This window comes from Mycobacterium genavense ATCC 51234, assembly GCF_000526915.1.
GTDB lineage: Bacteria > Actinomycetota > Actinomycetes > Mycobacteriales > Mycobacteriaceae > Mycobacterium > Mycobacterium genavense.
In genome coordinates, this window is sequence record NZ_JAGZ01000004.1 from 52,527 (window position 1) to 75,903 (window position 23,377).

A 23,377-nucleotide genomic window follows, 5' to 3' on the forward strand; every position below is an offset into this window, starting at 1 on the left:
CCGGTTTGCCACCGATTCTAAAGGAGATGGGCAGCTACCGTGAGCACCGACGAAGCCAACGAGCCCGAGGTCCTGGTCGAACAACGCGGCCGGATCCTGATCATCACGATTAACCGGCCCAAGGCCAAGAACGCGGTCAACTCCGCGGTGGCCAATGGCCTGGCCGCGGCCGTGGACCGACTCGACGCCGAGCCCGGCCTGTCGGTGGGCATCCTCACCGGGGCCGGCGGCTCGTTCTGCGCGGGCATGGACCTCAAGGCGTTCGCCCGGGGCGAGCTGCCGATCGTCGAGGGCCGCGGCATGGGGTTCACCGAACGTCCGCCGGTCAAGCCGCTGATCGCGGCCGTTGAGGGCTACGCACTGGCCGGCGGCACCGAGCTGGCGCTGGCCACCGACCTGATCGTGGCGTCCAAGGATTCGGCCTTCGGTATCCCGGAGGTCAAGCGCGGCCTGGTCGCCGGTGGCGGCGGGCTGCTGCGACTGCCGCAGCGCATCCCGTCGGCGATCGCGATGGAGCTGGCGTTGACCGGCGAGAACATCTCCGCGGAACGGGCGGCCGCGCTGGGCATGGTGAACGTGCTGGCCGAACCCGGCAAGGCGCTGGACGCCGCGATCGATCTGGCCGAGCGGATTGCCGCCAACGGCCCGCTGGCGGTGGCTGCCACCAAGCGGATCATCGTCGAATCCCGCGGCTGGAGCCCCGAGGAGATGTTCGCCGAGCAGAACAAGCTGCTGGCGCCGGTGTTCTCGTCCAACGATGCGAAGGAGGGCGCCATCGCGTTCGCCGAGAAGCGCGCTCCGCAGTGGACCGGCACCTGAGATTCGATACACTATGTTCGTAGAGTCCGTGTCGGGACGCAAAAGGGTTGGGATTCCTAGGGATCGAGTATGAGCATTTCGTTGCTTCTCGAGATGGCCGCGTCGAGTAACCCCGATCGCACCGCCGTCGTCTCGGGGGAGACCCGGCTGACGACGCAGGATCTCAGCGATCTGGCCGACGGCGGCGCGGGAGTCATCGCGGAATCCGGTGCGGCGCACGTCGCCTACGTCGGTGTCGGCGGCGCGATGCTGCCGGTGCTGATTTTCGCCGCGGCCCGCGCCGGTGTGCCGTTCGCCCCGCTCAACTACCGGCTGTCCGCCGAGGGCATCCAGACGCTGATCGGGCGGCTGCCCGAGCCCCTGGTCGTCGTCGACAGCCGCTATGCGGACGTGCTCGGCGATTCGGCCAAGCGGGTCATGGGGTCCGACGACTTCCTGACCGCCGCTCGCAGCGCCGAGCCCGCCGGGGAGTTTCCCGACCCGGAGTCGGTGGCCATCGTGCTGTTCACCTCCGGCACCACGTCGCAGCCCAAGGCCGTCGAGCTCTCGCACAACAACCTGGCCAGCTACGTGACTGGAACCGTCGAATTCGATTCGGCCGCAGACCTTGACGTGGCGCTGATCTGCGTGCCGCCGTACCACATCGCCGGGGTCGGGGACGCGCTGTCGAACCTGTACGCCGGCCGCAAGATGGTCTACCTGCCCAACTTCGACGCAAACGAATGGGTGCGGCTGATCGGTGCCGAGCACGTGACGACCGCGACGCTGGTGCCCACCATGCTCGACCGCGTGGTCACCGTGCTCGAGGCGGGCGGTCACGACCTGACCTCGCTGCGCAACCTGGCCTACGGCGGTTCCAAGGTCGGTCTGCCGTTGGTCCGCCGGGCGCTCGAGCTGCTGCCGAATGTGGGCTTCGTCAACGCCTACGGGCTCACCGAGACGAGTTCGACGATCGCGGTGCTGACCCCCGACGACCACCGTGCGGCGCTAGCAGCATCCGACGCCGCCGCGATCAAGCGGCTGGGTTCGGTGGGGCGGCCGGTGCCCGGCATCGAGATCGAGATCCGCGACGACGAGGGCAACGTGCTACCGGCCGGTGAGACCGGCGAGTTGTTCGTGCGCGGCGAGCAGGTCTCCGGCCGCTACACCGGGATCGGTTCGGTGCTCGACGAAAACGGTTGGTTTCCCACCAAAGACATTGCGATGCTCGACGACGAGGGCTATCTGTTCATTGGCGGACGCAGCGACGACACCATCACCCGCGGCGGGGAGAACATCGCGCCCGCCGAGCTGGAGGTGCTCGTCGAGCATCCGCAGGTGCGCGACGTCGCGGTGGTCGGCGTGGAAGACCCGCAGTGGGGCCAGGCCATCGTTGCGGTGGTGGTGCCGCGGCCCGGTGCCGACCCCGATCTCGAGGAATTGCGCGAACACGTCCGCAAGGCGTTGCGCGGTTCGCGTACCCCCGATCGCGTAGTGTTTCGCGACGAACTGCCGACCACACCCACGGGCAAGGTTCTGCGGCGGGAGATCATCGAAGACCTAGCAGGATTGCAGGCCGCACCGGCCGAGCAGTAAGTAGAGGACGAAAGATCATGATCAAGAACGGAACCCGTCTCACCAGCCAGGTGTGTGACACCCAGGTGATCGTCGTCAGGAGCTCCGACAGCCTCGACGACCTGCGCTGCGGCGGTGTGCCGATGGTGCCGATCGGCGCCGAGCGCTCCGGCGAACTCGACCCGGCCTTCGCCGAGGGCACCGTGATGGGCAAGCGTTACGTCGACGAGTCCGGCGCCGAGGTGCTGGTGACCAAGCCGGGCGCGGGGAGCCTGAGCATCAGTCAGACCGCATTGGCACTCAAAGAGGTCAAGCCACTGCCGGCCAGCGACTAGCTGTCCTGCTTGCCTGGCATTCCGTTCCGGGTGACGAATTCCCTTGCCTTGATTAGGAATTCGAGCTGCTCGCCGACCTGGCTGAGTGGGCGGATCGAGCGCGTCGAGCGGGCCAGCACGATCGCGCCCTCCAGCGCCGAAATCGACATCACCGCCAGCGAGGCGTCGTCGTCGAAGCCGTCCTTTGCGAACGCCCGGGTCAAAGCCGTACACCACCGGCCCAGGATCATGCCGGCTTCGCTGGTCAGGTCCTGATCGCTTTCGTCCGAGCTGATCGCGGCCGCGACCACCGGGCAGCCGGCGAGGAAGTCGCCGTCGGTCAGCAGCCGCTCCCAGAGTTCGATGAATTCGCGCAGCAGGGCTCGGGTGCCATAGGCGGCGGCGTCGATCGTCGCGGTGATGGAATCCCCCGAATACCGCAGCGCCTCGCTCAGGATCTGATTGCGGCCTTCGGGGAAGTGGTAGTAGACCGACCCGCGCGGGGCGCCGCTGCGCGCCAGCACGGCGTCGATGGTGACGCCGGCGGCCCCACGTTCACGCATCACCTCGGCGGCGCTGACCAGCATCTTGGTGCGGGTCGCGCCGCGCTTCGTCCACGTGGGCTCCGGCGCGACGTCGCTCGTGGTCGGCACTCTCGTACCTCCTGGGGCTGACGTCATGCAGCGTGCGAATGACGCGATACCGGCCAGTGCATGTTACGCGGGCTGAACCGGAAAGAGCGGCGTTTCAGGTCGGGCATCTCGCGGGTGAATTGATAGCCGGTGACGTTGAGTTCGATGATCTACATGGTTTTCTCCCGGCCTAGTGGTGCTCTCATGCGCCGGGGTCGGCGGCTCATGATTATGCTGAGAATCATATAAGACATTGGTCTACTAATCAAATTGTTAGCGCTACTAAACTCGCAGACCACGGTAAATGTGTCACGCAGGTCTTTATTCGTGGTGAGTCTAAGCTGAGCAGACCGTAAGGATTATGGTGTATTGCATAATTCTGGGTTCTGGGGATCGCTGTGGCATGGCACACACGTGCACCAGCCGAGTCGCCCAGATCCTTCCCGCGTTCGCCAGCGTGACCCTGGAGCGCGGCGGCCACGTTTGCTGATCGGGCCTGACGGCCTGGGTGGGCCTGGTCGGCCTGACGGCCGCTAACCCGCCGAACGCGCGGCCAGCCGCGTATTGGAACCCGAGCGCCCGGCCAGTTGCGCGCTCGGCGTCATGGCGTCAGTTCTCGACGGTGTAACCCATCGGCATCAGCACGCTCTTTTGCTGCGTGAAGTGCTCGACACCTTCTGGCCCGTTCTCGCGGCCGATGCCGGAGTTCTTGTAACCGCCGAACGGGCAGCAGGGGTCGAAGGCGTACCAGTTGATCGCGTAGGTCCCGGTGCGGATCTTCTCCGAGATCGCGATGCCCCTGGGCACGTCGGACGTCCACACGCTGCCGGCCAGGCCGTCGGCCGAGTCGTTGGCGATCTTGATCGCGTCCTCTTCGGTGTCGTAAGGAATGATCGCCAGCACCGGCCCGAAGATCTCCTCCTGGGCGATCGTCATCTTGTTGTCGACGTCGGCGAACACCGTGGGCTGGACGAAGAATCCGTTGTCCAAGCCCTCGGGACGGCCACCGCCGCACACCAGCCGGGCACCCTCCTCGATGCCCTTGGCGATGTAGCCCTCGACGCGGGCGCGCTGCTTCTCGCTGATCAGCGATCCGATCTGGGCGGCCGGGTCCGACGGCAGTCCGACCGGCAGCGCCTGCACGAATTGGCTTACCGCTTCCACGATTTCGTCGTAGCGTGAGTGCGGGACCAGGATGCGGGTCTGGCCGACGCAGGCCTGCCCGGTGTTCATGATCCCGGAGAAGACCAGCATCGGGATCGCCGAGGCCAGGTCGACGTCCTCGAGCACGATGGCCGCGGATTTTCCGCCGAGCTCCAGCGTGCACGGCTTGAGCATCTCGGCGGCGCGCCGGCCGATCTCCTTACCGACGGCCGAGCTGCCGGTGAACGTGAACAGGTCGACATCGGGGTTGGACGTCAGGGCCTGGCCGGTCTCGATACCGCCGGGCACCACCGACAGCACACCTTCGGGCAGGCCGGCCTCGGCGAAGATTTCCGCCAAAGCGTTTGTGGTCAAAGGAGTTTCGGCGGCCAGCTTGAGAACCACCGTGCAGCCGGCCAGCAGCGCCGGGCCCAGCTTGTTGACGGCCAGGAACAGCGGCACGTTCCAGGCGACGATCGCGCCGACGACGCCGATCGGCTCGCGGTGCACGATGGTCTGCCCGTAGGAGCCGGTGCGGGTCTCGCGCCACTTGACCTGGTCGACGGCCGGGCCGGCGAAGAAGTTCAGCGCGCCCATCGAGCCCATCCAGTGCATCGTCTCGATGGTGGTCGGCGGCTGGCCGGTCTCGCCGGCCAGCAGCGCGCTCAGCAGCTCCTTACGCTCCTCCATCAGCTTGACCACGTTGGCGATCACGGCCGCGCGTTCCTTCGGCGGCGTCGAGGGCCAGGGGCCGTTGTCGAAGGCGGCGCGGGCCGCGGCTACCGCGGCGTCGACGTCGGCCGCCGCGGCTAGCGGTGCGTTGCCGAAGTACTCGCCGGTGGCCGGGCAGTGCACCTCGATCACCTCGGAGGTCGACGGCTCCGTCCACTTGCCGCCGATGAAAAGCTTGTCGTATTCGGTCTTGATGTCGCCCATTCCGCCACCCTACCCAAGCCGACGCAAAACAAGAACATGTTTCATTCTTGGGGCGAGAGCCCCAGAACCAGATTGCTCACTGCGAACTCGCGCAGCACCGGGACCGACGTCAGCCACCAGGCCCATCGCGGGTGGTAGCGCGGGAATGCGGCCAGCAGCGCCCCGGTGTTCTCGGCCCAGCTCAGCCCGTCTGCCGCCGACACCGCGAATAACGACGACCCGTAGTCGTTCTTAGCCCGGTGGCCGTGTTTGTGCGCATAACGGGCGGCGGCGCGTTCACCGCCCAGGTAATGGCTCAGACCCATCTCGTGCCCACCGAAGGGGCCCAGCCAGACGGTGTAGGACAGCACGGCCAGCCCGCCCGGCTTGGTCACCCGCAGCATCTCGGCGCCGAGCTGCCACGGCCGCCGCACGTGTTCGGCGACGTTGGACGACAGGCAGATGTCCACCGAGTCGTCGGCGAACGGCAGCGCCATGCCCGACGCCCGGACGTGCGTCGCCCGCGCCACGCCAGGTCCGGCGGCGCGCATTTCGCTCGGATCGGGCTCGACGCCGAGGTAGCGCACGCCGGCCTCGGCGAACGCCTGGGCGAAATATCCCGGCCCGCCGCCCACATCGAGCAGCGTGCGACCGGCCGGCGGTTCGCCGCGGGCGGCCAGCCAGAGGTCGGCGACCATCGCCGCGGTGTCGGCGGCGAGCGCGCCGTAGAACCGAGCCGGGTCCGGCTGCTCGTAGCGGAATTCGGACAGCAGCCGCACCGAGCGCGCCAGCGTAGCTCGTCGCGCAAAGAGGTCAGTCACCGCCACCGCAAAGACCCTACGTCGGCTAACCGCTACGCTGGCGACTGATGTCTGACCTGCGATCCGTCCTGCTGCTGTGCTGGCGCGACACCGGCCACCCGCAGGGCGGTGGCAGCGAAACCTACTTGCAGCGCATTGGCGCGCAGCTGGCCGCGTCGGGTGTCGCGGTCACCCTGCGCACCGCCGGCTATCCGGGCGCACCGCGCCGCGAGGTCGTCGACGGGGTTCGAATCAGCCGCTCGGGCGGGCGCTACTCGGTCTATGTGTGGGCGCTGCTGGCGATGGCCGCGGCCCGGGTGGGCCTCGGACCGCTGCGACGAGTGCGCCCCGACGTGGTCGTCGACTCGCAAAACGGCCTGCCGTTCTGTGCCCGGCTGCTCTACGGCCGCCGGGTGGTGGTGCTGGTGCATCACTGCCATCGCGAGCAGTGGCCGGTGGCCGGCCCGGTGTTCGGCCGGCTGGGCTGGTTTGTCGAGTCGTGGCTGTCGCCGCGGCTGCACCGCCGCAATCAATACCTGACGGTGTCGCTGCCGTCGGCACGCGACCTGGTTGCCCTGGGCGCGGACCACGAGCGAATCGCGGTGGTGCGCAACGGCCTGGACGAGGCGCCGGCGCAGTCGTTGGAAGGCCCGCGTTCGGCGGTGCCGCGGGTGGTGGTGCTCTCCCGGCTGGTGCCGCACAAGCAGATCGAGGACGCCCTGGAAACGGTCGCCGAGCTGCGGCCCCGGCTGCCAGAACTGCATCTGGACATCGTCGGTGACGGCTGGTGGCGCCGGCGCCTCGTCGACCATGTCCGCGCCCTCGGCATCAGCGATGCGGTCACCTTCCACGGCCATGTCGACGACGTGACCAAACACCATGTGCTGCAAGGTGCTTGGGTGCATGTGCTGCCCTCGCGCAAGGAGGGTTGGGGCCTGGCGGTCGTCGAGGCCGCCCAGCATCGGGTGCCGACCATCGGCTACCGCTCCTCGGGCGGGCTGTCCGACTCGATCGTCGACGGGGTGACCGGGATATTGGTGGACAGCCGCGTTGAGCTGGTGGATCGACTCGAAGAGCTGCTGTGCGATCCGGTGCTGCGCGATCAGCTCGGGGCCAAGGCGCAGGCGCGCAGCGGCGAGTTCTCGTGGACGCAGAGCGCCGACGCGATGCGCGCCGTGCTGGAAACCGTGCAAGCCGGCGAGTTCGTCAGCGGCGTCGTCTAACCCGCCGCGGGCGCCCCACCCGCGCCTCGCCCGCGCCCCGCGAGACTTAATCCTTGGCGACGTCTATCGGCGTGTCGTCGCCATGGGTTAAGTGTCGCGGCGCGATCCGCTCCGCCAAGCGGGGACCAGCGACCCGCGCCGCCACGCGGAGATCAGCGCCCCGCCGCCGCCCAGGATCAGCAACCCCAGCCACGCCAGGTGCGCGATCAGCGTGACGTGCCGCCGGCCCGGCGAGACCCCGGCGGCGTCGCCGCCGACCCGGTACAGCGTCAACTCCTGGTCGCGGAACACCGGCGTGAGCGCGTCCAGGGTGCGCGCGGCCGAGCCCATGTCACCGGCGCTGTCCGACTCGACGACCAGCCACCCCACCCCGGCCGGGGCCAGCGCCGACGGAGCAGGCCCGGACAGCAGCAGCTCCTGCACCGCCCGGGCACGATCCCCCTCCCCGGGTACCACCCGCCCGGAAATCGCGAGGTCGCCGCTGCTCAGCACGTCGGCGCGCAGCCAGCGGGGCAGCGGATCCAGCACCGGCGCCGGGCCCGACCACGCGAATCGTCGCATCGAGCCCTCGGGAAACACCGCGACGGGTGCGGGCGTCCGGTTGATCGCCGCCGCGACGGCAGCCCACCCCGGCGGGTACTGCGCCGGCGCGACCTTGCCTCCCACACCCCAGGCCAGGTCGGGCAACACCGCGATCAACGCAAGACAGCCGATCAGCGCCGTGGCAAAATCCGCCGGCGGGGGCAGCCACCGGTGCAGCGTGATCACCGCGCCGGCGCCCGCGAGTGCGTAACCCGGCACCGCCAGCGCCACCCACTTCTGCCCGTCCCGCAGCACTCCCAGGCCGGGCGCGGCGTCGACCACAGCGGCCAGCAGGTGCAGGCCGGGACCGGTGGCCAGCGCGGTCGGAACCACCACCGCCGCGGCCGCGAGCACCAGCAGCGGCACCGCCGCCGGGCGGCGTAGCACCGTGGGTAGCCCGGCCGCTACCACCGTCAGCAGCGCGACCGCGGCTACGACCGCGAAAAGCGTTGTCCGCGAACTGGGTACGGCCTCGCTGTTCCAGATCCCGCCGAGGCTGGCCAGGCTACCCAGCGTCCCCAGGCCGGGCTCGGCGCGCGGCGCGAAGGCGAGCACGCCGAGCGTGCTGGCCGCCTTGGGGGTCGACAGCGACGAGCCCGTCGCCGCGGCCACCAGCCACGGCAGCGCCGCGACCAGCGCGACACCCAACGCCGCCGCGGCGCACAGCCAGCGCGGCCGGCCCGCGCCCGGGGACAGGACGCACACCAGCGCCCCCGTCGCGGCAAGCATCAGCCCGGTCGGCGTCAGCCCGGCCAGCGCGATCCAGAACGCCAGCGCGAAAAACCCGGCCGCGCCCGCGCGCAGCCGCAGCATCGTCGACGCCACCCAGGGCAGGCAGCCGTAGCCGACCAGCAGGCTCCAGTGGCCCTGCAGCAGTCGTTCGGCGACATAGGGGTTCCAGATCGCCAGCGTGACCGCGACAAACTGGCCCGGCGTCCCGGCGCCCGGCAGCGCGGCCGCGACCAGTCGCGCCGCACCCCAGCCCGCCAGCCACAACCCGAGCACCAGCAGCACCTTGACCACGACGCCGCCGTCGACCAGACGCGAGGCCAGCGCCACCGCGAAATCCTGCGGCGTGGCCCGCGGCGGTGCGGTCAAACCCAGGGCGGTATCCGACAGATACGAGCGCGGCGTGGAGACCGCGTCGCGCAGCAACAGATATCCCGGCCGCAGCAACGGCGCGGCCACCAGCAGCGCCAAGACCAGCGCATATCCGGGAAGAGACCACCGTACCGCCCAGCGCCATGGCACGGTCACCGTCGGCGCGACCGCGGGCTAGTCCCGGTCGGGCGGGCCGGGCGGATTCGGATTCGGTTCGGACGCGGCGCCGTGCGGCGGGTCGGAGCCGGGCGGCGGATCCGGATCGTCATGGGTTTCGGAGTGCTGCGCGGGCAGCTTCTCGGTCTCGGCCTCGGCGCCGGGCACGCGTTCCTCGAGCCCGCTGCGGCCGAAGAACTCTTCGTCGCCGCGGTCCAGCCCAGGGTCGGTCAGCGCGCTTTCAGTCCGCAGGCTGAACGACGCGAACAACCCGCCGCCGACCAGCGCGATCAGGCCTATCGCGGTGAACGTGATCGGCAGCACCCGCGACCACAGGGCGAGCCGGTCGCGCTCGTCGCGGGCGGCGTTCACCTGGGATTCGACGGTGTCCTCGTTGGAGGTGACCTTGTAGTCGGCCAGCGTCAGCTCGGGCTTCAGCGGGTCACGGGCGAAGAAGTGGTTGGCGTGCTCGGTCTGCTTGACGATGGTGCCCGACACCGGGTCGACCCAGAAGGTCCGCTGCGCGGCGTAGTAGCGGGTCATGGTGATCTGCTCGGCCGGGTCGACGTCCTTCAGGCCCCACATCGCCGCGGACGTCGTCACCTTGCCGTCCTCGTCGCCGGCGTACAGCGACGGGTATTTGACCGGCGCCACCAGCTTGCCGTCGGCGCTGTAACCGATGTTCTGGGTGAACTTGTAGGTAGTCAGGCCGTTGACGTCCTCTTGGCTGTCGTAGTTGACGTCGTATGCCTTCTGCGCGACCGGGTCGAAGTACGGATAGGTCTTCTTCTCGGTGTGGAACGGGAAGCGGTAGGACAGGCCGTCGTGGCGCAGTGGGATCGAGGTGGGCGGGTTCTCGTCGTTGAAGGTGCGCGGCTTCTGCACGGCACCGCCGGTGTGGGTGCCGTCGGAGACGGCCATCGCGGTCTTGCGGTTGAGCGTGACGGTGTCGACGATTGCCAGCAGCAGTCCGGTGTCCTTCTGCTTGTCGGTGCGCCGCAGCGAGGTGCCGACCTGCAGCGTGACCACGTCGGCGTTGGCCGGCGACTCGACGCTGATCTGCTGCTGGGAGACCAGGGGGACGTTCTGGTTGACGACGACGTGGTCAGTCGACAGCGACGCCGAGTCCAGAGCGGTTCCGGTGCCATCGCTGACCAGCGTCGCGTCGATGTTGAGCGGGATCTTGGTGATCCTGCTGGTGGTGTAGGTCGACAGCAACAGCGCGGCAATCAGCAGGGCAGCCCCGAGTCCGATGATTCCGCATGCGGCGAACCGCAACATGACCGCTCGGTTCACGTGGCCGTGCCCTCCCTGACGCTCTAGGCAAATCGGTTTGACCCTAACAGCAGTACCCAATTCGCCAGGCAGCACAGCGCAGGCAAACTGGGATCGTGACCGAGGGCCAGCAGGTGGGCGGAGTCCGCAGCTTCCTCCCCGCCGTCGAGGGTATGCGCGCCTGCGCGGCCATGGGTGTGGTCATCACGCACGTGGCCTTCCAAACCGGTCACTCCAGCGGGGTGGACGGCCGGTTGTTCGGCCGCTTCGACCTTGCTGTCGCGGTGTTCTTCGCGTTGTCGGGCTTCTTGCTGTGGCGTGGTCATGCGGCCGCGGCACGCGAGCTCACACCGCGACCGCGCACCGGCCACTACCTGCGTTCGCGGGTGGTCCGCATCATGCCGGCCTATCTGGTGGCCGTCGTCGTGATTCTCACGCTGCTGCCCGACTCGGATCACGCCAGCCCGACGGTGTGGCTGGCAAACCTGACCCTGACCCAGATCTACATACCGCTGACCCTGACCGGCGGCCTGACCCAGATGTGGAGCCTGTCGGTCGAGGTCAGTTTTTATCTGGCGCTGCCGATTCTGGCGCTGCTGGCCCGCCGCATCCCGGTGGGCGCGCGGGTGCCGGTGATCGCCGCGCTGGGGGCGCTCAGCTGGGCGTGGGGGTGGGTGCCCATCCATTCCGGTAATCCGCTGAACTGGCCGCCGGCCTTTTTCTCCTGGTTCGCCGCGGGCATGCTGCTGGCCGAGTGGGTGCACAGCCCCATCGGGCTGGCAGCGCGGTTGGCGCGCCGGCGGGTGCTGATGGCCGTCGTCGCGCTGGTCGCGTTCCTGGTGGCGGCGTCCCCGCTGGCGGGTCCGGAGGGCCTGACTCCCGGGACCGCGACGCAGTTCGCGCTGAAGACCTCCATGGGTGCGGTGGTCGCGTTCGCCTTGGTCGCGCCGTTGGTGCTGGACCGCATCGACACCCCGCACCGGCTGTTGGGCAGCACCGGCATGGTGACCCTGGGCCGCTGGTCCTACGGCCTGTTCATCTGGCACCTGGCCGCGCTGGCCATGGTGTTCCCGGTGGTGGGGACGTTTCCGTTCACCGGCAACATGCCGACGGTGTTGGTGCTGACGCTGGTCTTCGGGTTCGCGATCGCGGCGGTGAGCTACGCCCTGGTCGAGTCGCCGTGCCGGGAAGCGTTGCACCGCTGGGAGAAACGCCAGATGCCGGATGGGCAGGCGGCAGATGCCGAGGCGGACGCGATCGCGCCTTAGCCGGTGCGGTCTATCCACTCCTCCAACGTGTCCGCGGACGGCAGGTTGATGGCCTGCTCGATCTTCTCGACCAGGTCGGTTCCGTACTCGACGGTGGACTTGATGAAGTTGCCCAGCCCGGCCAGGTGGATGCCGTCGCTCAGTAGGTATGCGCTCTCGCCGGCCACGCTGACGTGGCTCGGCTGGGCGGTCTCGCGGACAAACGCCTTGGGCCAATGCGTGTCGCGATTCCAGTCGTTCACCAGTTCCATTAGGCGCGGACGATCGCTGGCGAGGTAGTAGCCGGCCGGGCTGACCGAGATCTCCAAAATGTCCGGCCGCAACCCGTTGATCCGCAGGTTCACCAGCAACTTGCCCCGCTGATAGTTGGACAGCACCAGCATGAATTCCGCGCCGGCGTCGCTGCGGAAGAAGCGCAACTGGCGCGACCGCAGATACCGTTCGATCAGCTCCGTGCTCAATGGCTCGATCTCCATGCCCCGATCGTGACCGCGGGGCCTCAAAGGATTCTTGGTGCCCGAGGCTCCGCTCGCCTCGGTGGTCGGTAACCGCGCCATGATCTCGGCCCGGACCGCCGAGCGGCGGGCCTTACCGGCCTCGTCGCGCAGGGGCGTGTCGACGAATTCGATGAAGTCGGGGGTGGGCGGAACCTTATACCCGGCGATGTTGGCGCGCAGGAACTCGCGTACGCCCGCCGCGTCCAGGGTGGAGTCGTCGGTCCTTTGCACCAGCGCGTAGGGCACCTGGCCCAGATCACCGGCGTTCGGATCGGGGACGCCGACGACCAAGCAGGACAACACTTCCGGGTGCGCTGACAGCGCGCTCTCGATCTCGGCGGGATAGACGTTGCGCCCGCCCACGGTGAACATGTCGACCCGCCGGTCGGACAGATAGAGGAAGCCGTCGGCGTCGAAGTAGCCGAGATCGCCCAGCGAGTCCCAGCCGTCGCGGGTTTTCGCCGTCGATCCCAGGTACCGGTAGGTCGGCGCGCTGCCCGGTGCCGGGCGCATATAGATTTCGCCGACGACGCCGGGCGGACAGGGATTGCCGTCGTCGTCGAGCACTTTCATCTCGCCGCTGACCACGATGCCGACCGAGCCGCGATGGGCCAACCACCGGTCGCCGGAGATGAACGTCAGCGCTTGTAATTCGGTGCCGCCGTAGAGCTCCCAGACCTTCTCGGGACCCAGCAGGTCGATCCAGGCCTGTTTGACGGCCGGCGGGCACACCGCCGCCAGGTGCCAGAACCGCCGGATCGACCACAGGTCGTAGGCCGACGGGTCGGCGTGGTAGACCGGCAGCACCCGCTGCATGATCGTCGGCACCGTCACCATGAACGTGACGCCGTGATCGGAGATCAGGCGGAGGAACTGATGCGCGTCGAACCGGTTCATCAACAATAGGTGGTGGCCCATGATCAGCGCGAGCGCCGCCATCGTGATCCCGGTGTTGTGGCTCAGCGGCACCGGCACAAACGTGGTGTCGCCCTCTTGTGCGCCCATCGCATAGGCGGCCAGCGGCGAGAGGCGGCTGTCACCACCGGCCTCGATCAGCTTGGGGCGCCCGGTGCTGCCGCCGGATCCCATTGCCTTCCATGCCGGCGACACCGCCTTGGGCAGCGGCGCGTCCGACAACGTCGGATCGGGCGTGAAACCTTTTGGCACACCGGGAATTTGACCCTGTGGATCTTCCCCGCCGACCAGCAGTGCACGCGGGCGCAGGTCCAGCAGGCCCTGCAGCTCCGCGACCGGCAGCCGCGCCGACAACGGTTGCGGCACCGCGCCCAACTTCCAGTACGCCACCGCGGCCTGCACGAATTCCACCGAGTTGGGCAGCAGGATCGTCACGTAGTCGCCGACGCCGACGCTGCGATCGGCGTAGGCGCGGGCCAGCCGGTTGGTCGAGGAGTCCAGTTCGGCGCGGGTCAGGGTCTCGCCGTCGCAGGTGACCGCCGGCTCGTCAGGGGCTAGCGCGGCCAGCGCCGAAACCTGGGTACCGATCGGCGGAATCGGCTCACTCTGGGTCATTTAGTAAGCGCCCGTCGTCTCGAAGATGCGCCGCGGATTTTCCACCAGCATCGTGTGCAGTTGCTCGTCGGTGACACCGCGCTCTTTCAGGGCGGGGATCGCGTCGTTGTGGATGTGCAGGTAGTGCCAGTTCGGCATCATCTGCGCCGTCAGTTCCTCGGGCAACGCGTCGAAGTAACAGTTGGCGTCGTGGGAGAGCACCATCTTGTCGGCGTGGCCGCGCTCGCACATCTGCGCGACGATGTTCACCCGGTCCTCGAACGACGAGATCACGTCGATGCCGAACCGGTCCATCCCGAGGTACGAGCCGGGCGCAATCAGTTCCTCGAGATAGCCGATGTCGGTGCTGTCGCCGGAATGCCCGATGATCACCCGACTCAGGTCGACGCCCTCTTCTTCGAAGATCTTCTGCTGTTCGAGCCCGCGCCGCAGCTCGGCGTGGGTGTGCGTGGAGATCGGTACCCTGGTGCGCTTCTGCGTCTGGGCGACGGCCCGCAGCACCCGCTCGACCCCGGGGGTGACGCCGGGTTCGTCGGTGGCGCATTTGAGGATTCCGGTCTTGATGCCGGTGTCGGCGATGTCTTCCTCGATGTCGCGGACGAACATGTCGACCATGATCTCCGGCCCGCCGAGCATGCCGCCCGGGCCCTCGTAGTGGAATCGCAGCGGCAGATCGTTGTAGGTGTAAAACCCGGTCGCCACAACGATATTCAGTTCGGTGGCCGCCGCGACCCGCGCGATGCGCGGGATATAGCGGCCCAGCCCGATCACGGTGAGGTCGACGATGGTGTCCACGCCGCGGGCCTTGAGCTCGTTGAGGCGGTCGATCGCGTCGGCCACCCGTTTCTCCTCGTCGCCCCAGGCTTCCGGATAGTTCTGGGCGATCTCGGTGGTCATGATGAAGACGTGCTCGTGCATCAGCGTCACGCCGAGCTCGGCGGTATCGATGGTTCCGCGCGCAGAATTTAATTCGGACACGTCGCTGATGCTAAGCGCGCCCGCCGGTGGAAGAACAGTCTCCTTTTCCGCGGTCCGGGGTCAGCGCTGCCGCGCTTTGCGTACGATTTCCAGCCATTCCGTTGATTCGGGACGGGTGGTGAGTAACTGCAAACCGGCATTGTCGAGTTCGTACCGGATTTTTTCGACCGTGAGCACCTCGAGGTGAAAGCACTGCCGCAATTCCAATCCATCCACGAGCAATGCATATTCTCCTTCGACCAGCCCGTTGAAGGAGCTGTGCACGGTGACACGAGCGGTCGAACGGCCGATCGCTTTGCGTTCGGTCCAGCCTGAGGGCCGAGCGGCCCAATAGGACGGCGGTTTCCACTGAATGACGGCCTTGCCCGTCGGCTTGAGATGACGCGCGACGGTCGCCAGCACCGCCCGCCGCAGGCCGATGCCCCGGTAGTGAATCAGGTTGGTCGGCAACAGGACTGCGTCGAATCGTTGCATCAGGCGCAGGTCCTCGATGCGGGCGCGCACCGTCCGCGCGTGCCGAACTTCGGCGAGCATGTGCTCGGAGTCGTCGACGGCCGTGACTTGATGACCCAGTTGTGCCAGCGGGTCGGCAATCCGTCCGGTGCCGGCGCCGAGTTCCAGCACCGAACTCCGCGGTTGCAGCAGGGCGTGGATCTGTTCGGGCTCACTCGTCGGCGGCAGGTGGCGGTAGAGCTCGATGAGGCTACCGTCGGCCGTCCGCTCCGCCTGCGTGCCGGCTTGGCAGTAGCACTGCGGCATGAGAGTTCTCAATTCCAGCCGCCCCTTCTAGGCCAGTTCGTAGAAGCTCGGGCCGTCCAGGTAGCGCAGCGTCCAAAGATCGCGAGCCACCACTTCGCCGACCTCATGTGCCAGCGTGACGAAAATGGGGTAGGTCAGGTCGTCGGTGGTTTGGCGCAGTTGGTCGCCGGGATTCACCCGGACCCGCATGTCGAGGAAGCTGGGGAGCTCCTTGATGGTCGCCAGGTCGTGATAGGCGATCAATGTGCCGCTTTGTGGGGCGACCATCACGGCTCGGGCGACGTGCTTGTGCAGGCGGTATGGGCCCCCGCTGCGTTGGGCGAATCGCTCGGGTCGCACGTAGGCGTCCACCATCCATTCGATCTGCGACTGTCCGGTGGCCAGGCGCGCGCTCGCGGGCAGGTTGGCGCCCGCTATGCGCGCGCCCACTTCGATCAGGCACGGCCCGTCGGCCGTCATCTTGATCTCGGCATGGGCCGCGCCGTACCGGATACCGAGCGCATCGAGCACGGCGAGCGCGTAAGCGACCAGCTCGTCCTGCACTTCGCCGGTCGCGGGCAGCAGCCGCCAGGCGACCGTAAGATCGGGGACACCGTTCGCACTGATGCGATGGGTCTCCCAGATGTCGCACACTTGGTGCACGCCATCGCAGCTGACCGTGTCGACCGTGTATTCGGTGCCCACCAAGCATTCCTGGGCCACCACACCGTCATGGCGCTCGTACAGTACATTGCTGCGGCGGTTGAGGTGCCGAAAGGCCCGCACGGCCTCGTCGGGACTGTCGCACCAGGCGACACCGTCGTTGCCGGCACTTCTCAGTGGCTTGAGAATGACGCGGCCGCCAACTTTCTTGTGCCAGTTGAGGAGTTGGTCCTCGTCTTCCACCAGAATCTGACGGGCTCCGCGCAGACCCTGCTCCTTGATTCGCTCGATCATCAGATATTTGTCGCGCCGCGCGGGGCTCAACGCCGTTCCGTTGGTCGGTGCACCGGTGATCGGATGCAAGGCCTCGCTCAGCGCGTCGGCCAGTCCCACTCCCGGCTCGGTACCGGCCACCACTGCGACGGGACGCCACGGCAGTAACGCGGCCAACGTCTCGGACAAGTCGCCGCGGTGCACGACGTCGACGTCGTAGGGGTAGTGGTCCGGTAGACCCTGCAGGGCTATCGGCACCTAGGCGCCGCTTTGTACCCGCAGCGGGGTATATCCGGCGCGCCGGAAATCCTCGGCCAGTTCGGTCCCGATGGATGCGTAGGTATCGACCAATACGACGTGTCGGGTGGATTCGTCGGGCACGTGATTCTCTATTCGATTCAGTATGCGGCCAGGTCCTCGAGATCGTGTTCGCGAGTTGGCAATAGGAACGCCCGTTGGCAGGTAAGGAATACCGTGCCGTCCGCTTTGACTCCACGGGTGGCGCAGCTGACGATGCCTTGATTCGGCCGGGACTCCGACAGGCGCTTGTCCAGGTACTCGGTCTCGGCATAGATGGTGTCTCCGACGAAAACCGGGGCGACGAGGCGGATGTTGTCCCAGCTCAGATTCGCCAGACCCTTGGCGCTGGTGCTGGGAACGCTCATGCCGGAGACGATGGACAAAGTGACCAGGCTGGACACCAAAGGCCTTTTCCACTCGGTCTTTTCGCAGTAGGCATCGTCAATATGCAACGGATGCAAGTTATGTGACAGCAACGACATCCAGATGTTGTCGGCCTCGGTCAGGGTGCGGCCCGGTCGGTGTTCGACGATTGCCCCAACCTCGAAATCTTCGAACACCAGACCGGGTGATTCCCGCCAGCGGCGATCGCCAACCTTCTTGTAGGCGCGGACCTGATCCATGACTAACCCCTCCACTCGCAGCAGATTCAGTGAACCGGAGTGACGGCCGGCCCACGGCCCGGTGCCTCAACGTTTTTCACCCGTGCCAGCAGCCGCCGTGCCGCGGCAACCATGGGTGGACCGACCATTTGCCCGTCCACGACCCCGATCTCTCCGGACTGTGCGTGCGCGATTTCGATGACACGTCGGGCTCGTTCCACCTCCGCAGGCAGCGGCGTAAACCGTCGTTGATCACGGCCACCTGGCGTGGTTGCACCGCGGCCTTGCCTGTGAAGCCGAGCTCGCGCGCGGTTCACGTCGATCTTGAGCGCGAGCTCGTCCCTCAGGTCGAAGGTGGGCGCATCGATCGCCGGGATGCCGGCGATGGCGGCCGCCGTGACGATCCGTGAGCGCGCATAAAGCAACGGCTCCCAGTCCATCGATATGCCTAGGTCGACCGCGAAGTCGGCGGCACCGAATACCAGCGCACGCACCCGTGGCGTGGCGGTGGCGATTTCCTCGACCGCGGCCAGCCCGGCCGCGGTTTCAATCGTCGCCAGAAAAGCCACATCCGCAAGGTAGTCACCCAGCATGTCTTCCAGGATGAGTAAATCGTGCGCGCAGTTCACTTTCGGCACCAGCAGCGCGTCGGGCCTGATGGCGCCATAGACGAGGGCGAGGATGTCGTGCAAGCCGTCGACCGTGCGCAGGCCGTTGATCCGCAAGGCGCGGACGTTCTCGGTCGAGGACCGGGTGAACACCTGAGACGCGTTGCGACGAGCCTCTTCACGCCGGGCGGGCGGGACGGCATCTTCGAGATCCAGGGTGCACACGTCGGCGCCCGACTGCAGTGCTGCCTGGTACCGGCGCGGAGTGATAGCGCTGGTCATCAGCATGGTGCGAAACATGCTGTGTTGCAATAACTGTGGCTGAGCCATCGTCAAACACCAACCAATTCTTCGGATTTCGATGCCACCAATTCGTTGACGGTTGCGGCGAAGCGGCGGATATCGTCGGGGTCGTTGTCCGACCGGAGCATGATTCGCAGTCCCGCGTGGCCCCTGGCGGTGACCGGGAAAAAGACCGCGGAGGTGTAGTAGCCGCGCTCCATGATTTCTCGGGAAAGGTCGACTGCCTTGGTGTCGTCACCGATCTCGATCACCCGGATAGGGGTGTCCAGGCCGGCCTGCGGGGTGGCGATCAGGGTGTCGAACAACGCGGCGTTTTGGCGCAGTTGTTGCTGCCGCGCCGCCAGCTCGGGTGAATTGTGTACCCGTAGTGAACCCAGGCAGGCACCGATCGTCGGTGCGTTCGCCGGCTTGGACCACGCCAGCGGACCGCCGAATCGCATCAGAACGTCATAGTGTTCCTCGGGACCCAACATGATGACCCCGCCGCTGGCGGCGTAGGCCTTGCCGAGCGAGGCGACGATGATCGTCAGCGGGTTGAGCTGCTCGGGCATCATCGAGCGCACGATTACTTCGCCCCGTTCGCCGTACATCGACAACGAGTGGGCCTCGTCGAAGAAGAGGAGCAGGCCGTAGCGGTCCTGCAACTCCATCAGCTCTTTGACCGGCGCGACGCCGCCCAGCGAGTAGGCGCCGTCGGCGACGTAGGCAACTCGCTTGTGCTTCTTGCAAATGTCTTCGAGGTAGTTGAGGTCGTTGTGGGGCGAGGTATACACGGGCGCTTCGTCGGCGCAGATGGGCTTGATGTAGTTCAGCGAGAAGTGGGCATGCTTGTCGAACACCATCACGCGCGGTTCGCCGTCGTCGGTCAGGTGCCCCGACGCGATCAGGGGCAATACCGCGGAACTGGCCACCGCCGTGGAGATCGCGGAGATGCAGCGAGCCCTGAACAAGGCCGAGAGTCCGGCTTCGAGTTCGTCGATGATGGCGAACCGGATACGCAGCAGTGAGGCGGACAGGGCGAACGTTTGCTCCGAATCTATGGCCGCGCGAGCGCCTTCCAGAACCCAAGGGTGCGAGTGCAGCCCCAGTTAGGAGCACGAGATCATGTTGATGAAACGGTGGCCATCGCTTTGCCGCTCCAACCGGTCATTGCCGACGTAACGCACGCTGTTGTCCAGCAGCTTGTTGTCGGCTGCAGCCTGCCATGCGGGATTGCCGATGGCGACGGCCTTGGCGTTGTGTTGGAACCGGTGGATCTGGGGCCGGTGCATTCATCACGGGTCTCCTTGTAGAAACGCGTTGGGTAATACGGAATGGCGTGGCTCGCCAGCGGCCCTGGAACGCCTCTGTCCGGAAGATCCGTGAACTAACGATGGCCATCGTCGTTGCAACATGTTGCACGGTAGGAAGATCCGCGCCGGCCGGCCATCCGCCGATCGGTCGGAGCGCGTGATGAATGTCGTCTCCCCCGATCGAGGGACAGCCGAATCGTCCTCGTCGGCGGCCGCTTGGCCGACAGACATCCCCGCGTGCGGTCGGCACTCTTATCGCCATGTCGAACATCCCCCCGGAGACGGGCTGATGCCCTGGCTCGCTCTTCTGACCGGTAGCGGGCTGCATGCGGTGATCACGGCGTTGCTGGGTTTGTCGATGATCACCGCGGCGGACAGCCTGCTGATCTTGGCGATCGCCGCGTCCGCATCGGCGGTGCTGGGAGCGGTCGCCGCTCGCAGGTACCCGTCCTGCGCGCCCGCCGGTGCGCCGGTCGTGCGGAGCTTGGGCTGGTTGAATCTGTGGACGGCGGTGACTTTAGTCGCCCTCCTGCTGGGTGTGGCGGTCTACAGCGCGGTGGTCGTCTTCACGCTGGGCGCCTCTATCGCTCCGCTTGCGATCACGGCTTGGTCGGTGGTTGAAGCCCGTCGCGGTCAGGCCGCCACCGGCCTCGGCCTGGTGCAAAGGGTGGCCGTATGCCTGCTGGCCGTGCTGGGTGCCCTGCTCGTGGTCGTACTGGCCGGATCGGATGCTCGCGGCCCGGTGGCGATGCTGGTCGCAGCCGTGCTGGGCGTCATCGACGGCACCGCCGCCGGCGGCGTGGCCGTGGTGTCCCGTAACCTGGCGCGCAACGGGGTCGGCGTGTGGCAGGTGATGGCCCACCGCTACTACGCGACGGTCGTCGTGGCCGCCACCGCCTTGCTCGTCCTCGTCCCGGCCGGATTGCTCGCCGCGCCCACGCTGTCATTGCGCACGGCGATCGGAGCCGCGTTCGCGTCGTTGGTGGTGCCATTCTTCTTGATGCAGTACGCCATTCAGCGGTTGGCGCCGGTCCTGGTGACTGCCGCGCTGGCATTGATACCGGCCATCGCACTCTTCGTGGAGATGGCGGTCGGCCGAGCGGTGAACTGGCCCGCTCTGCTGCTCGGACTGCTCATCGTCCCCGCGAGCCTCGCGATATTTTTCACCCGGCGACAACCGGCATGAGTTCCCGCGGTCTGATCCCGGGCCGGCCCCCGCGGCCGCGCTGATGGCGTACCGTCTGCCGCATGTTGCTCGATCCCAACCATCTGCAACGCCGCTACCCCGACGCTCGATCCGGGGAGATCATGGCCGCCACCGTCGACTTCTTCGAGTCCCGGGGCAAGGCGCGGTTGAAGGCCGACGATCACGCGCGGGTCTGGTACTCCGATTTCCTTGACCACGTCGGGCGGGAACGCATCTTCGCCTCGCTGCTGACCCCGTCGCAGTACGGCGCGAGCGACTGCCGCTGGGACACCTACCGAATCAGCGAATTCGCCGAGATCGTCGGCTTCTACGGGCTCAACTACTGGTATCCCTTCCAGGTCACGGCCCTGGGTCTGGGCCCGATCTGGATGAGCGACAACGACAACGCCAACCGCAAGGCCGCGGCCCAATTGGAGGCCGGTGAGGTGTTCGGCTTCGGATTGTCCGAGCAGAGCCACGGCGCCGACGTCTACCAGACCGACATGATCCTGACGCCGAGCGGGGGCGGTTGGTCGGCCAGCGGCGAGAAGTACTACATCGGCAATGCCAACGTCGCGCGGATGGTTTCGACGTTCGGCAAGATCGCCGGCACGCCTGGACAAGAAGACGAGTACGTGTTCTTCGTCGCCGACTCTCAGCACGAGCGCTACGAGCTGATCAAGAACGTCGTCAACTCGCAGAACTACGTCGCCAACTACGCGCTGCGCGACTACCCGGTCACCGAGGCCGACCTGCTGCACCGCGGGCCCGGGGCCTTCCACGCCGCGCTCAACACCGTCAACATCTGCAAGTACAACCTCGGTTGGGGCGCGGTCGGCATGTGCACCCACGCCATGTACGAGGCGGTGACCCACGCGGCCAACCGCTACCTGTACGGCACCGTCGTCACCGACTTCAGCCACGTGCGGCGCCTGCTCACCGATGCCTACGCGCGCCTGATCGCGATGAAGCTCGTCGCCACCCGCGCCAGCGACTACATGCGCAGCGCCTCGGCCGAGGATCTTCGCTACCTGCTGTACAGCCCGCTGACCAAGGCGAAGATCACCAGCGAGGGCGAGCGGGTGATCACCGCGCTGTGGGATGTGATCGCCGCCAAGGGCGTCGAAAAGGACACCATCTTCGAGGCCATGGTCCGCGAGATCGGGCTGCTGCCCAGGCTGGAGGGCACCGTCCACATCAACATCGGGTTGCTGGCCAAGTTCATGCCCAACTACCTGTTCGCGCCGAACGGCGAACTGCCGCTGATCGGACGCCGCGACGAGGCCGTCGACGATTCGTTCCTGTTCAACCAGGGACCGACTGGGGGATTGGGCAAGGTGCGGTTCCACGATTGGCGCACGCCGTTCGACAGCTTCGCGCACCTGCCCAATGTCGCCCTGCTGCGTGAGCAGATCGACGTGCTGGCCGAGATGCTGGCTTCAGCGACTCCAGATGCGCTGCAGCAGAAGGACATTGACTTCGCGTTCGGCGTCGGCCAGCTGTTTGCGACGGTTCCCTACGCGCAGCTGATCCTGGAGGAAGCCCCGTTGTCCGGGGTGGACGACGCGCTGATCGACGAGATCTTCGCGGTGCTGGTGCACGACTTCAACAGCTACGCGGTCGAACTGGGGGACAAGTCGGCGACGACGGACGCGCAGGCCCGCTTCGCGATGCGGATGATCCGTCGCCCGGCGTTCGACGCCGCGCTACGACCAGGTCTGGAAGGAACACGTCCTGCCGATCAACGGCGCCTACCAGATGCGGCCGTAGCGCCTCTGCTCAAGCGCGCGACTGGCCGGGCGTTCGAGACCCAGCGCCCGGCTGGCCGCGCGCTCGTCGAACCGTGAATCCCCGGCGCACCCTCTTGACTGTGGCGTGGCTCACAGTAAAATGACCACTGGTCATCGACACAGGGAGGTTCGATGCCGACGGTGACATGGGCACGCGTCGACCCGGCTCGTCGCGCCGCGATCATCGAGGCCGCCGAGGCAGAATTCGGGGCACACGGATTCTCCGCGGGCAGCCTGAACGTCATCGCGCGCCGGGCCGGTGTCGCCAAGGGCAGCCTGTTCCAGTACTTCGCGGACAAGCGCGACCTGTTCGCGTTCATCGCCGACATCGGCAGCCAGCGGGTGCGCGCGTACATGGAAGACCTGATCCGCCGGCTCGACCCGGACCGCCCCTTCTTCGAATTTCTCACCGAGCTGCTCGACGGCTGGGTTGCCTACTTCGCCGAGCATCCGCGGGAACGATCGCTGTACGCGGCGGCGACCCTGGAGGTCGACACCGACGCCCGCATCAGCGTGCGCAGCGTCATCCACCGGCACTACCTGGAGGTGCTGCGGCCACTGGTGCACGGCGCTCAGGCCCGCGGCGATCTGCGCGCCGACGCCGACACCGACGCACTGCTGTCGTTGCTGCTGCTGATTTTTCCGCACTTGGCGCTGGCCCCCTACATGCGCGGCCTGGATCCTATCCTCGGGCTCGACGAGCCCAGCCCCGAACAGCCCGCGCTGGCCGTGCGACGGCTGGTCGCGGTGCTGATCGCCGCGTTCGCGACGCCGAAAGCCTCCGACAAACCAGCCCCTATGCGATCTGAGGAGGTCACATGAACCGATCCGCGTT

At 67.2% G+C, this 23,377-nt stretch carries 21 protein-coding genes and 2 pseudogenes; 8 read left to right on the top strand and 15 right to left on the bottom strand.

Features of this window, described 5'->3' with window-relative positions; genetic code table 11:
• Nucleotides 1-39 precede the first annotated feature (39 nt).
• The 3 genes from T428_RS0110590 to T428_RS0110600 all read left to right on the top strand — a co-directional run bounded on the left by T428_RS0110590 (nucleotide 40) and on the right by T428_RS0110600 (nucleotide 2,708).
• On the top strand, nucleotides 40-819 hold the full coding sequence (locus tag T428_RS0110590) for a crotonase/enoyl-CoA hydratase family protein (protein WP_025736464.1): 780 nt from the start codon (nucleotides 40-42) through the stop codon (nucleotides 817-819).
• 69 nt (nucleotides 820-888) lie between these two features.
• Nucleotides 889-2,394 (top strand): class I adenylate-forming enzyme family protein, encoded by a 1,506-nt coding sequence (locus tag T428_RS0110595; protein ID WP_025736465.1) that lies wholly within the window; start codon nucleotides 889-891, stop codon nucleotides 2,392-2,394.
• Nucleotides 2,395-2,411: 17 nt separating this feature from the next.
• Entirely contained in the window at nucleotides 2,412-2,708 is a 297-nt protein-coding gene (locus tag T428_RS0110600) for a hypothetical protein (protein ID WP_025736466.1), read from the top strand.
• Here the strand turns inward: T428_RS0110600 and T428_RS0110605 are convergent.
• The 3 genes from T428_RS0110605 to T428_RS0110615 all read right to left on the bottom strand — a co-directional run bounded on the left by T428_RS0110605 (nucleotide 2,705) and on the right by T428_RS0110615 (nucleotide 6,204).
• Complete coding sequence (locus tag T428_RS0110605) at nucleotides 2,705-3,340, bottom strand: TetR/AcrR family transcriptional regulator (RefSeq protein WP_425412022.1); 636 nt, start codon at nucleotides 3,338-3,340, stop codon at nucleotides 2,705-2,707. The two genes, T428_RS0110600 and T428_RS0110605, sit on opposite strands and share 4 nt — an antisense overlap.
• Before the next feature lie 588 nt (nucleotides 3,341-3,928).
• A complete protein-coding gene (locus tag T428_RS0110610) occupies nucleotides 3,929-5,398 on the bottom strand; it encodes an aldehyde dehydrogenase (protein WP_025736468.1) in 1,470 nt (489 codons plus the stop codon).
• A gap of 41 nt (nucleotides 5,399-5,439) precedes the next feature.
• Nucleotides 5,440-6,204 (bottom strand): class I SAM-dependent methyltransferase, encoded by a 765-nt coding sequence (locus T428_RS0110615; protein WP_025736469.1) that lies wholly within the window; start codon nucleotides 6,202-6,204, stop codon nucleotides 5,440-5,442.
• A 41-nt stretch (nucleotides 6,205-6,245) separates the two neighbouring features.
• Here T428_RS0110615 and T428_RS0110620 point away from each other — a divergent pair, with 41 nt between their 5' ends.
• Nucleotides 6,246-7,400: a glycosyltransferase family 4 protein gene (locus tag T428_RS0110620; RefSeq protein WP_025736470.1), complete on the top strand. Its 1,155-nt coding sequence runs from the start codon at nucleotides 6,246-6,248 to the stop codon at nucleotides 7,398-7,400.
• An 87-nt stretch (nucleotides 7,401-7,487) separates the two neighbouring features.
• Here the strand turns inward: T428_RS0110620 and T428_RS0110625 are convergent, their stop codons facing one another.
• Together T428_RS0110625 and pgfA are read right to left on the bottom strand one after the other, a co-directional pair.
• Nucleotides 7,488-9,239 carry an MmpA family trehalose lipid delivery protein gene (locus tag T428_RS0110625; RefSeq protein WP_025736471.1) on the bottom strand — a complete coding sequence of 584 codons (1,752 nt, stop codon included), beginning with the start codon at nucleotides 9,237-9,239 and terminating at the stop codon, nucleotides 7,488-7,490.
• 18 nt (nucleotides 9,240-9,257) lie between these two features.
• Entirely contained in the window at nucleotides 9,258-10,535 is a 1,278-nt protein-coding gene (gene pgfA, locus T428_RS0110630) for a cell envelope lipid trafficking protein PgfA (RefSeq protein ID WP_169733647.1), read from the bottom strand.
• 152 nt (nucleotides 10,536-10,687) lie between these two features.
• On the opposite strand from pgfA, the gene T428_RS0110635 reads away from it, so the two are divergent.
• Nucleotides 10,688-11,782 carry an acyltransferase family protein gene (locus T428_RS0110635; RefSeq protein WP_084298727.1) on the top strand — a complete coding sequence of 365 codons (1,095 nt, stop codon included), beginning with the start codon at nucleotides 10,688-10,690 and terminating at the stop codon, nucleotides 11,780-11,782.
• On the opposite strand, the gene T428_RS34405 is transcribed toward T428_RS0110635, so the two are convergent.
• The 10 genes and pseudogenes from T428_RS34405 to T428_RS33565 all read right to left on the bottom strand — a co-directional run bounded on the left by T428_RS34405 (nucleotide 11,779) and on the right by T428_RS33565 (nucleotide 19,545).
• The gene (locus T428_RS34405; RefSeq protein ID WP_342666204.1) at nucleotides 11,779-12,339 is read right to left on the bottom strand and encodes a YbjN domain-containing protein; all 561 of its coding nucleotides are present in this window, start codon (nucleotides 12,337-12,339) and stop codon (nucleotides 11,779-11,781) included. The two genes, T428_RS0110635 and T428_RS34405, sit on opposite strands and share 4 nt — an antisense overlap.
• A pseudogene (locus tag T428_RS27135) lies at nucleotides 12,313-13,809 on the bottom strand (AMP-binding protein); the annotation flags it as partial. The gene T428_RS34405 and the pseudogene T428_RS27135, both read right to left, overlap by 27 nt.
• Nucleotides 13,810-14,787: a phosphotriesterase family protein gene (locus tag T428_RS0110645; RefSeq protein ID WP_025736475.1), complete on the bottom strand. Its 978-nt coding sequence runs from the start codon at nucleotides 14,785-14,787 to the stop codon at nucleotides 13,810-13,812. It abuts the pseudogene before it with no gap.
• 60 nt (nucleotides 14,788-14,847) lie between these two features.
• The gene (locus tag T428_RS0110650; protein WP_025736476.1) at nucleotides 14,848-15,546 is read right to left on the bottom strand and encodes a class I SAM-dependent methyltransferase; all 699 of its coding nucleotides are present in this window, start codon (nucleotides 15,544-15,546) and stop codon (nucleotides 14,848-14,850) included.
• A gap of 27 nt (nucleotides 15,547-15,573) precedes the next feature.
• Nucleotides 15,574-16,719 carry an ATP-grasp domain-containing protein gene (locus tag T428_RS27140; protein ID WP_211243930.1) on the bottom strand — a complete coding sequence of 382 codons (1,146 nt, stop codon included), beginning with the start codon at nucleotides 16,717-16,719 and terminating at the stop codon, nucleotides 15,574-15,576.
• Nucleotides 16,720-16,842 carry a hypothetical protein gene (locus T428_RS35385; RefSeq protein ID WP_281173775.1) on the bottom strand — a complete coding sequence of 41 codons (123 nt, stop codon included), beginning with the start codon at nucleotides 16,840-16,842 and terminating at the stop codon, nucleotides 16,720-16,722.
• A 17-nt stretch (nucleotides 16,843-16,859) separates the two neighbouring features.
• Entirely contained in the window at nucleotides 16,860-17,384 is a 525-nt protein-coding gene (locus T428_RS27145; protein WP_036467783.1) for a MaoC/PaaZ C-terminal domain-containing protein, read from the bottom strand.
• Nucleotides 17,385-17,410: 26 nt separating this feature from the next.
• Nucleotides 17,411-18,301: an HpcH/HpaI aldolase/citrate lyase family protein gene (locus T428_RS27150; RefSeq protein ID WP_051465207.1), complete on the bottom strand. Its 891-nt coding sequence runs from the start codon at nucleotides 18,299-18,301 to the stop codon at nucleotides 17,411-17,413.
• A gap of 2 nt (nucleotides 18,302-18,303) precedes the next feature.
• Nucleotides 18,304-19,362 carry an aminotransferase class I/II-fold pyridoxal phosphate-dependent enzyme gene (locus T428_RS27155; RefSeq protein ID WP_211243943.1) on the bottom strand — a complete coding sequence of 353 codons (1,059 nt, stop codon included), beginning with the start codon at nucleotides 19,360-19,362 and terminating at the stop codon, nucleotides 18,304-18,306.
• Nucleotides 19,363-19,545: a hypothetical protein gene (locus tag T428_RS33565; RefSeq protein WP_211243931.1), complete on the bottom strand. Its 183-nt coding sequence runs from the start codon at nucleotides 19,543-19,545 to the stop codon at nucleotides 19,363-19,365. It lies immediately after the preceding gene.
• Between the two features lie 310 nt (nucleotides 19,546-19,855).
• Here T428_RS33565 and T428_RS0110675 point away from each other — a divergent pair, with 310 nt between their 5' ends.
• The 3 genes and pseudogenes from T428_RS0110675 (at nucleotide 19,856) to T428_RS0110685 (ending at nucleotide 23,364) form a co-directional block, all read left to right on the top strand.
• Nucleotides 19,856-20,752 carry a hypothetical protein gene (locus T428_RS0110675; RefSeq protein ID WP_025736477.1) on the top strand — a complete coding sequence of 299 codons (897 nt, stop codon included), beginning with the start codon at nucleotides 19,856-19,858 and terminating at the stop codon, nucleotides 20,750-20,752.
• 62 nt (nucleotides 20,753-20,814) lie between these two features.
• Nucleotides 20,815-22,522, top strand: a pseudogene (locus T428_RS27160) (acyl-CoA dehydrogenase family protein).
• Between the two features lie 152 nt (nucleotides 22,523-22,674).
• Nucleotides 22,675-23,364 carry a TetR/AcrR family transcriptional regulator gene (locus T428_RS0110685; protein ID WP_025736478.1) on the top strand — a complete coding sequence of 230 codons (690 nt, stop codon included), beginning with the start codon at nucleotides 22,675-22,677 and terminating at the stop codon, nucleotides 23,362-23,364.
• Nucleotides 23,365-23,377 lie beyond the last annotated feature (13 nt).

Excerpts from the sequence above, each read along its gene's own strand:
- T428_RS0110595 (WP_025736465.1), top strand. The coding sequence starts at position 889 with ATGAGCATTTCGTTGCTTCTCGAGATGGCCGCGTCGAGTAACCCCGAT.
- T428_RS0110600 (WP_025736466.1), top strand. The coding sequence starts at position 2,412 with ATGATCAAGAACGGAACCCGTCTCACCAGCCAGGTGTGTGACACCCAG.
- T428_RS0110610 (WP_025736468.1), bottom strand. The coding sequence starts at position 5,398 with ATGGGCGACATCAAGACCGAATACGACAAGCTTTTCATCGGCGGCAAG.
- T428_RS0110620 (WP_025736470.1), top strand. The coding sequence starts at position 6,246 with ATGTCTGACCTGCGATCCGTCCTGCTGCTGTGCTGGCGCGACACCGGC.
- T428_RS0110635 (WP_084298727.1), top strand. The coding sequence starts at position 10,688 with ATGCGCGCCTGCGCGGCCATGGGTGTGGTCATCACGCACGTGGCCTTC.
- T428_RS34405 (WP_342666204.1), bottom strand. The coding sequence starts at position 12,339 with ATGGCGCGGTTACCGACCACCGAGGCGAGCGGAGCCTCGGGCACCAAG.
- T428_RS0110650 (WP_025736476.1), bottom strand. The coding sequence starts at position 15,546 with ATGCCGCAGTGCTACTGCCAAGCCGGCACGCAGGCGGAGCGGACGGCC.
- T428_RS27145 (WP_036467783.1), bottom strand. The coding sequence starts at position 17,384 with ATGGATCAGGTCCGCGCCTACAAGAAGGTTGGCGATCGCCGCTGGCGG.
- T428_RS27150 (WP_051465207.1), bottom strand. The coding sequence starts at position 18,301 with ATGGCTCAGCCACAGTTATTGCAACACAGCATGTTTCGCACCATGCTG.
- T428_RS33565 (WP_211243931.1), bottom strand. The coding sequence starts at position 19,545 with ATGCACCGGCCCCAGATCCACCGGTTCCAACACAACGCCAAGGCCGTC.
- T428_RS0110675 (WP_025736477.1), top strand. The coding sequence starts at position 19,856 with ATGCCCTGGCTCGCTCTTCTGACCGGTAGCGGGCTGCATGCGGTGATC.
- T428_RS0110685 (WP_025736478.1), top strand. The coding sequence starts at position 22,675 with ATGCCGACGGTGACATGGGCACGCGTCGACCCGGCTCGTCGCGCCGCG.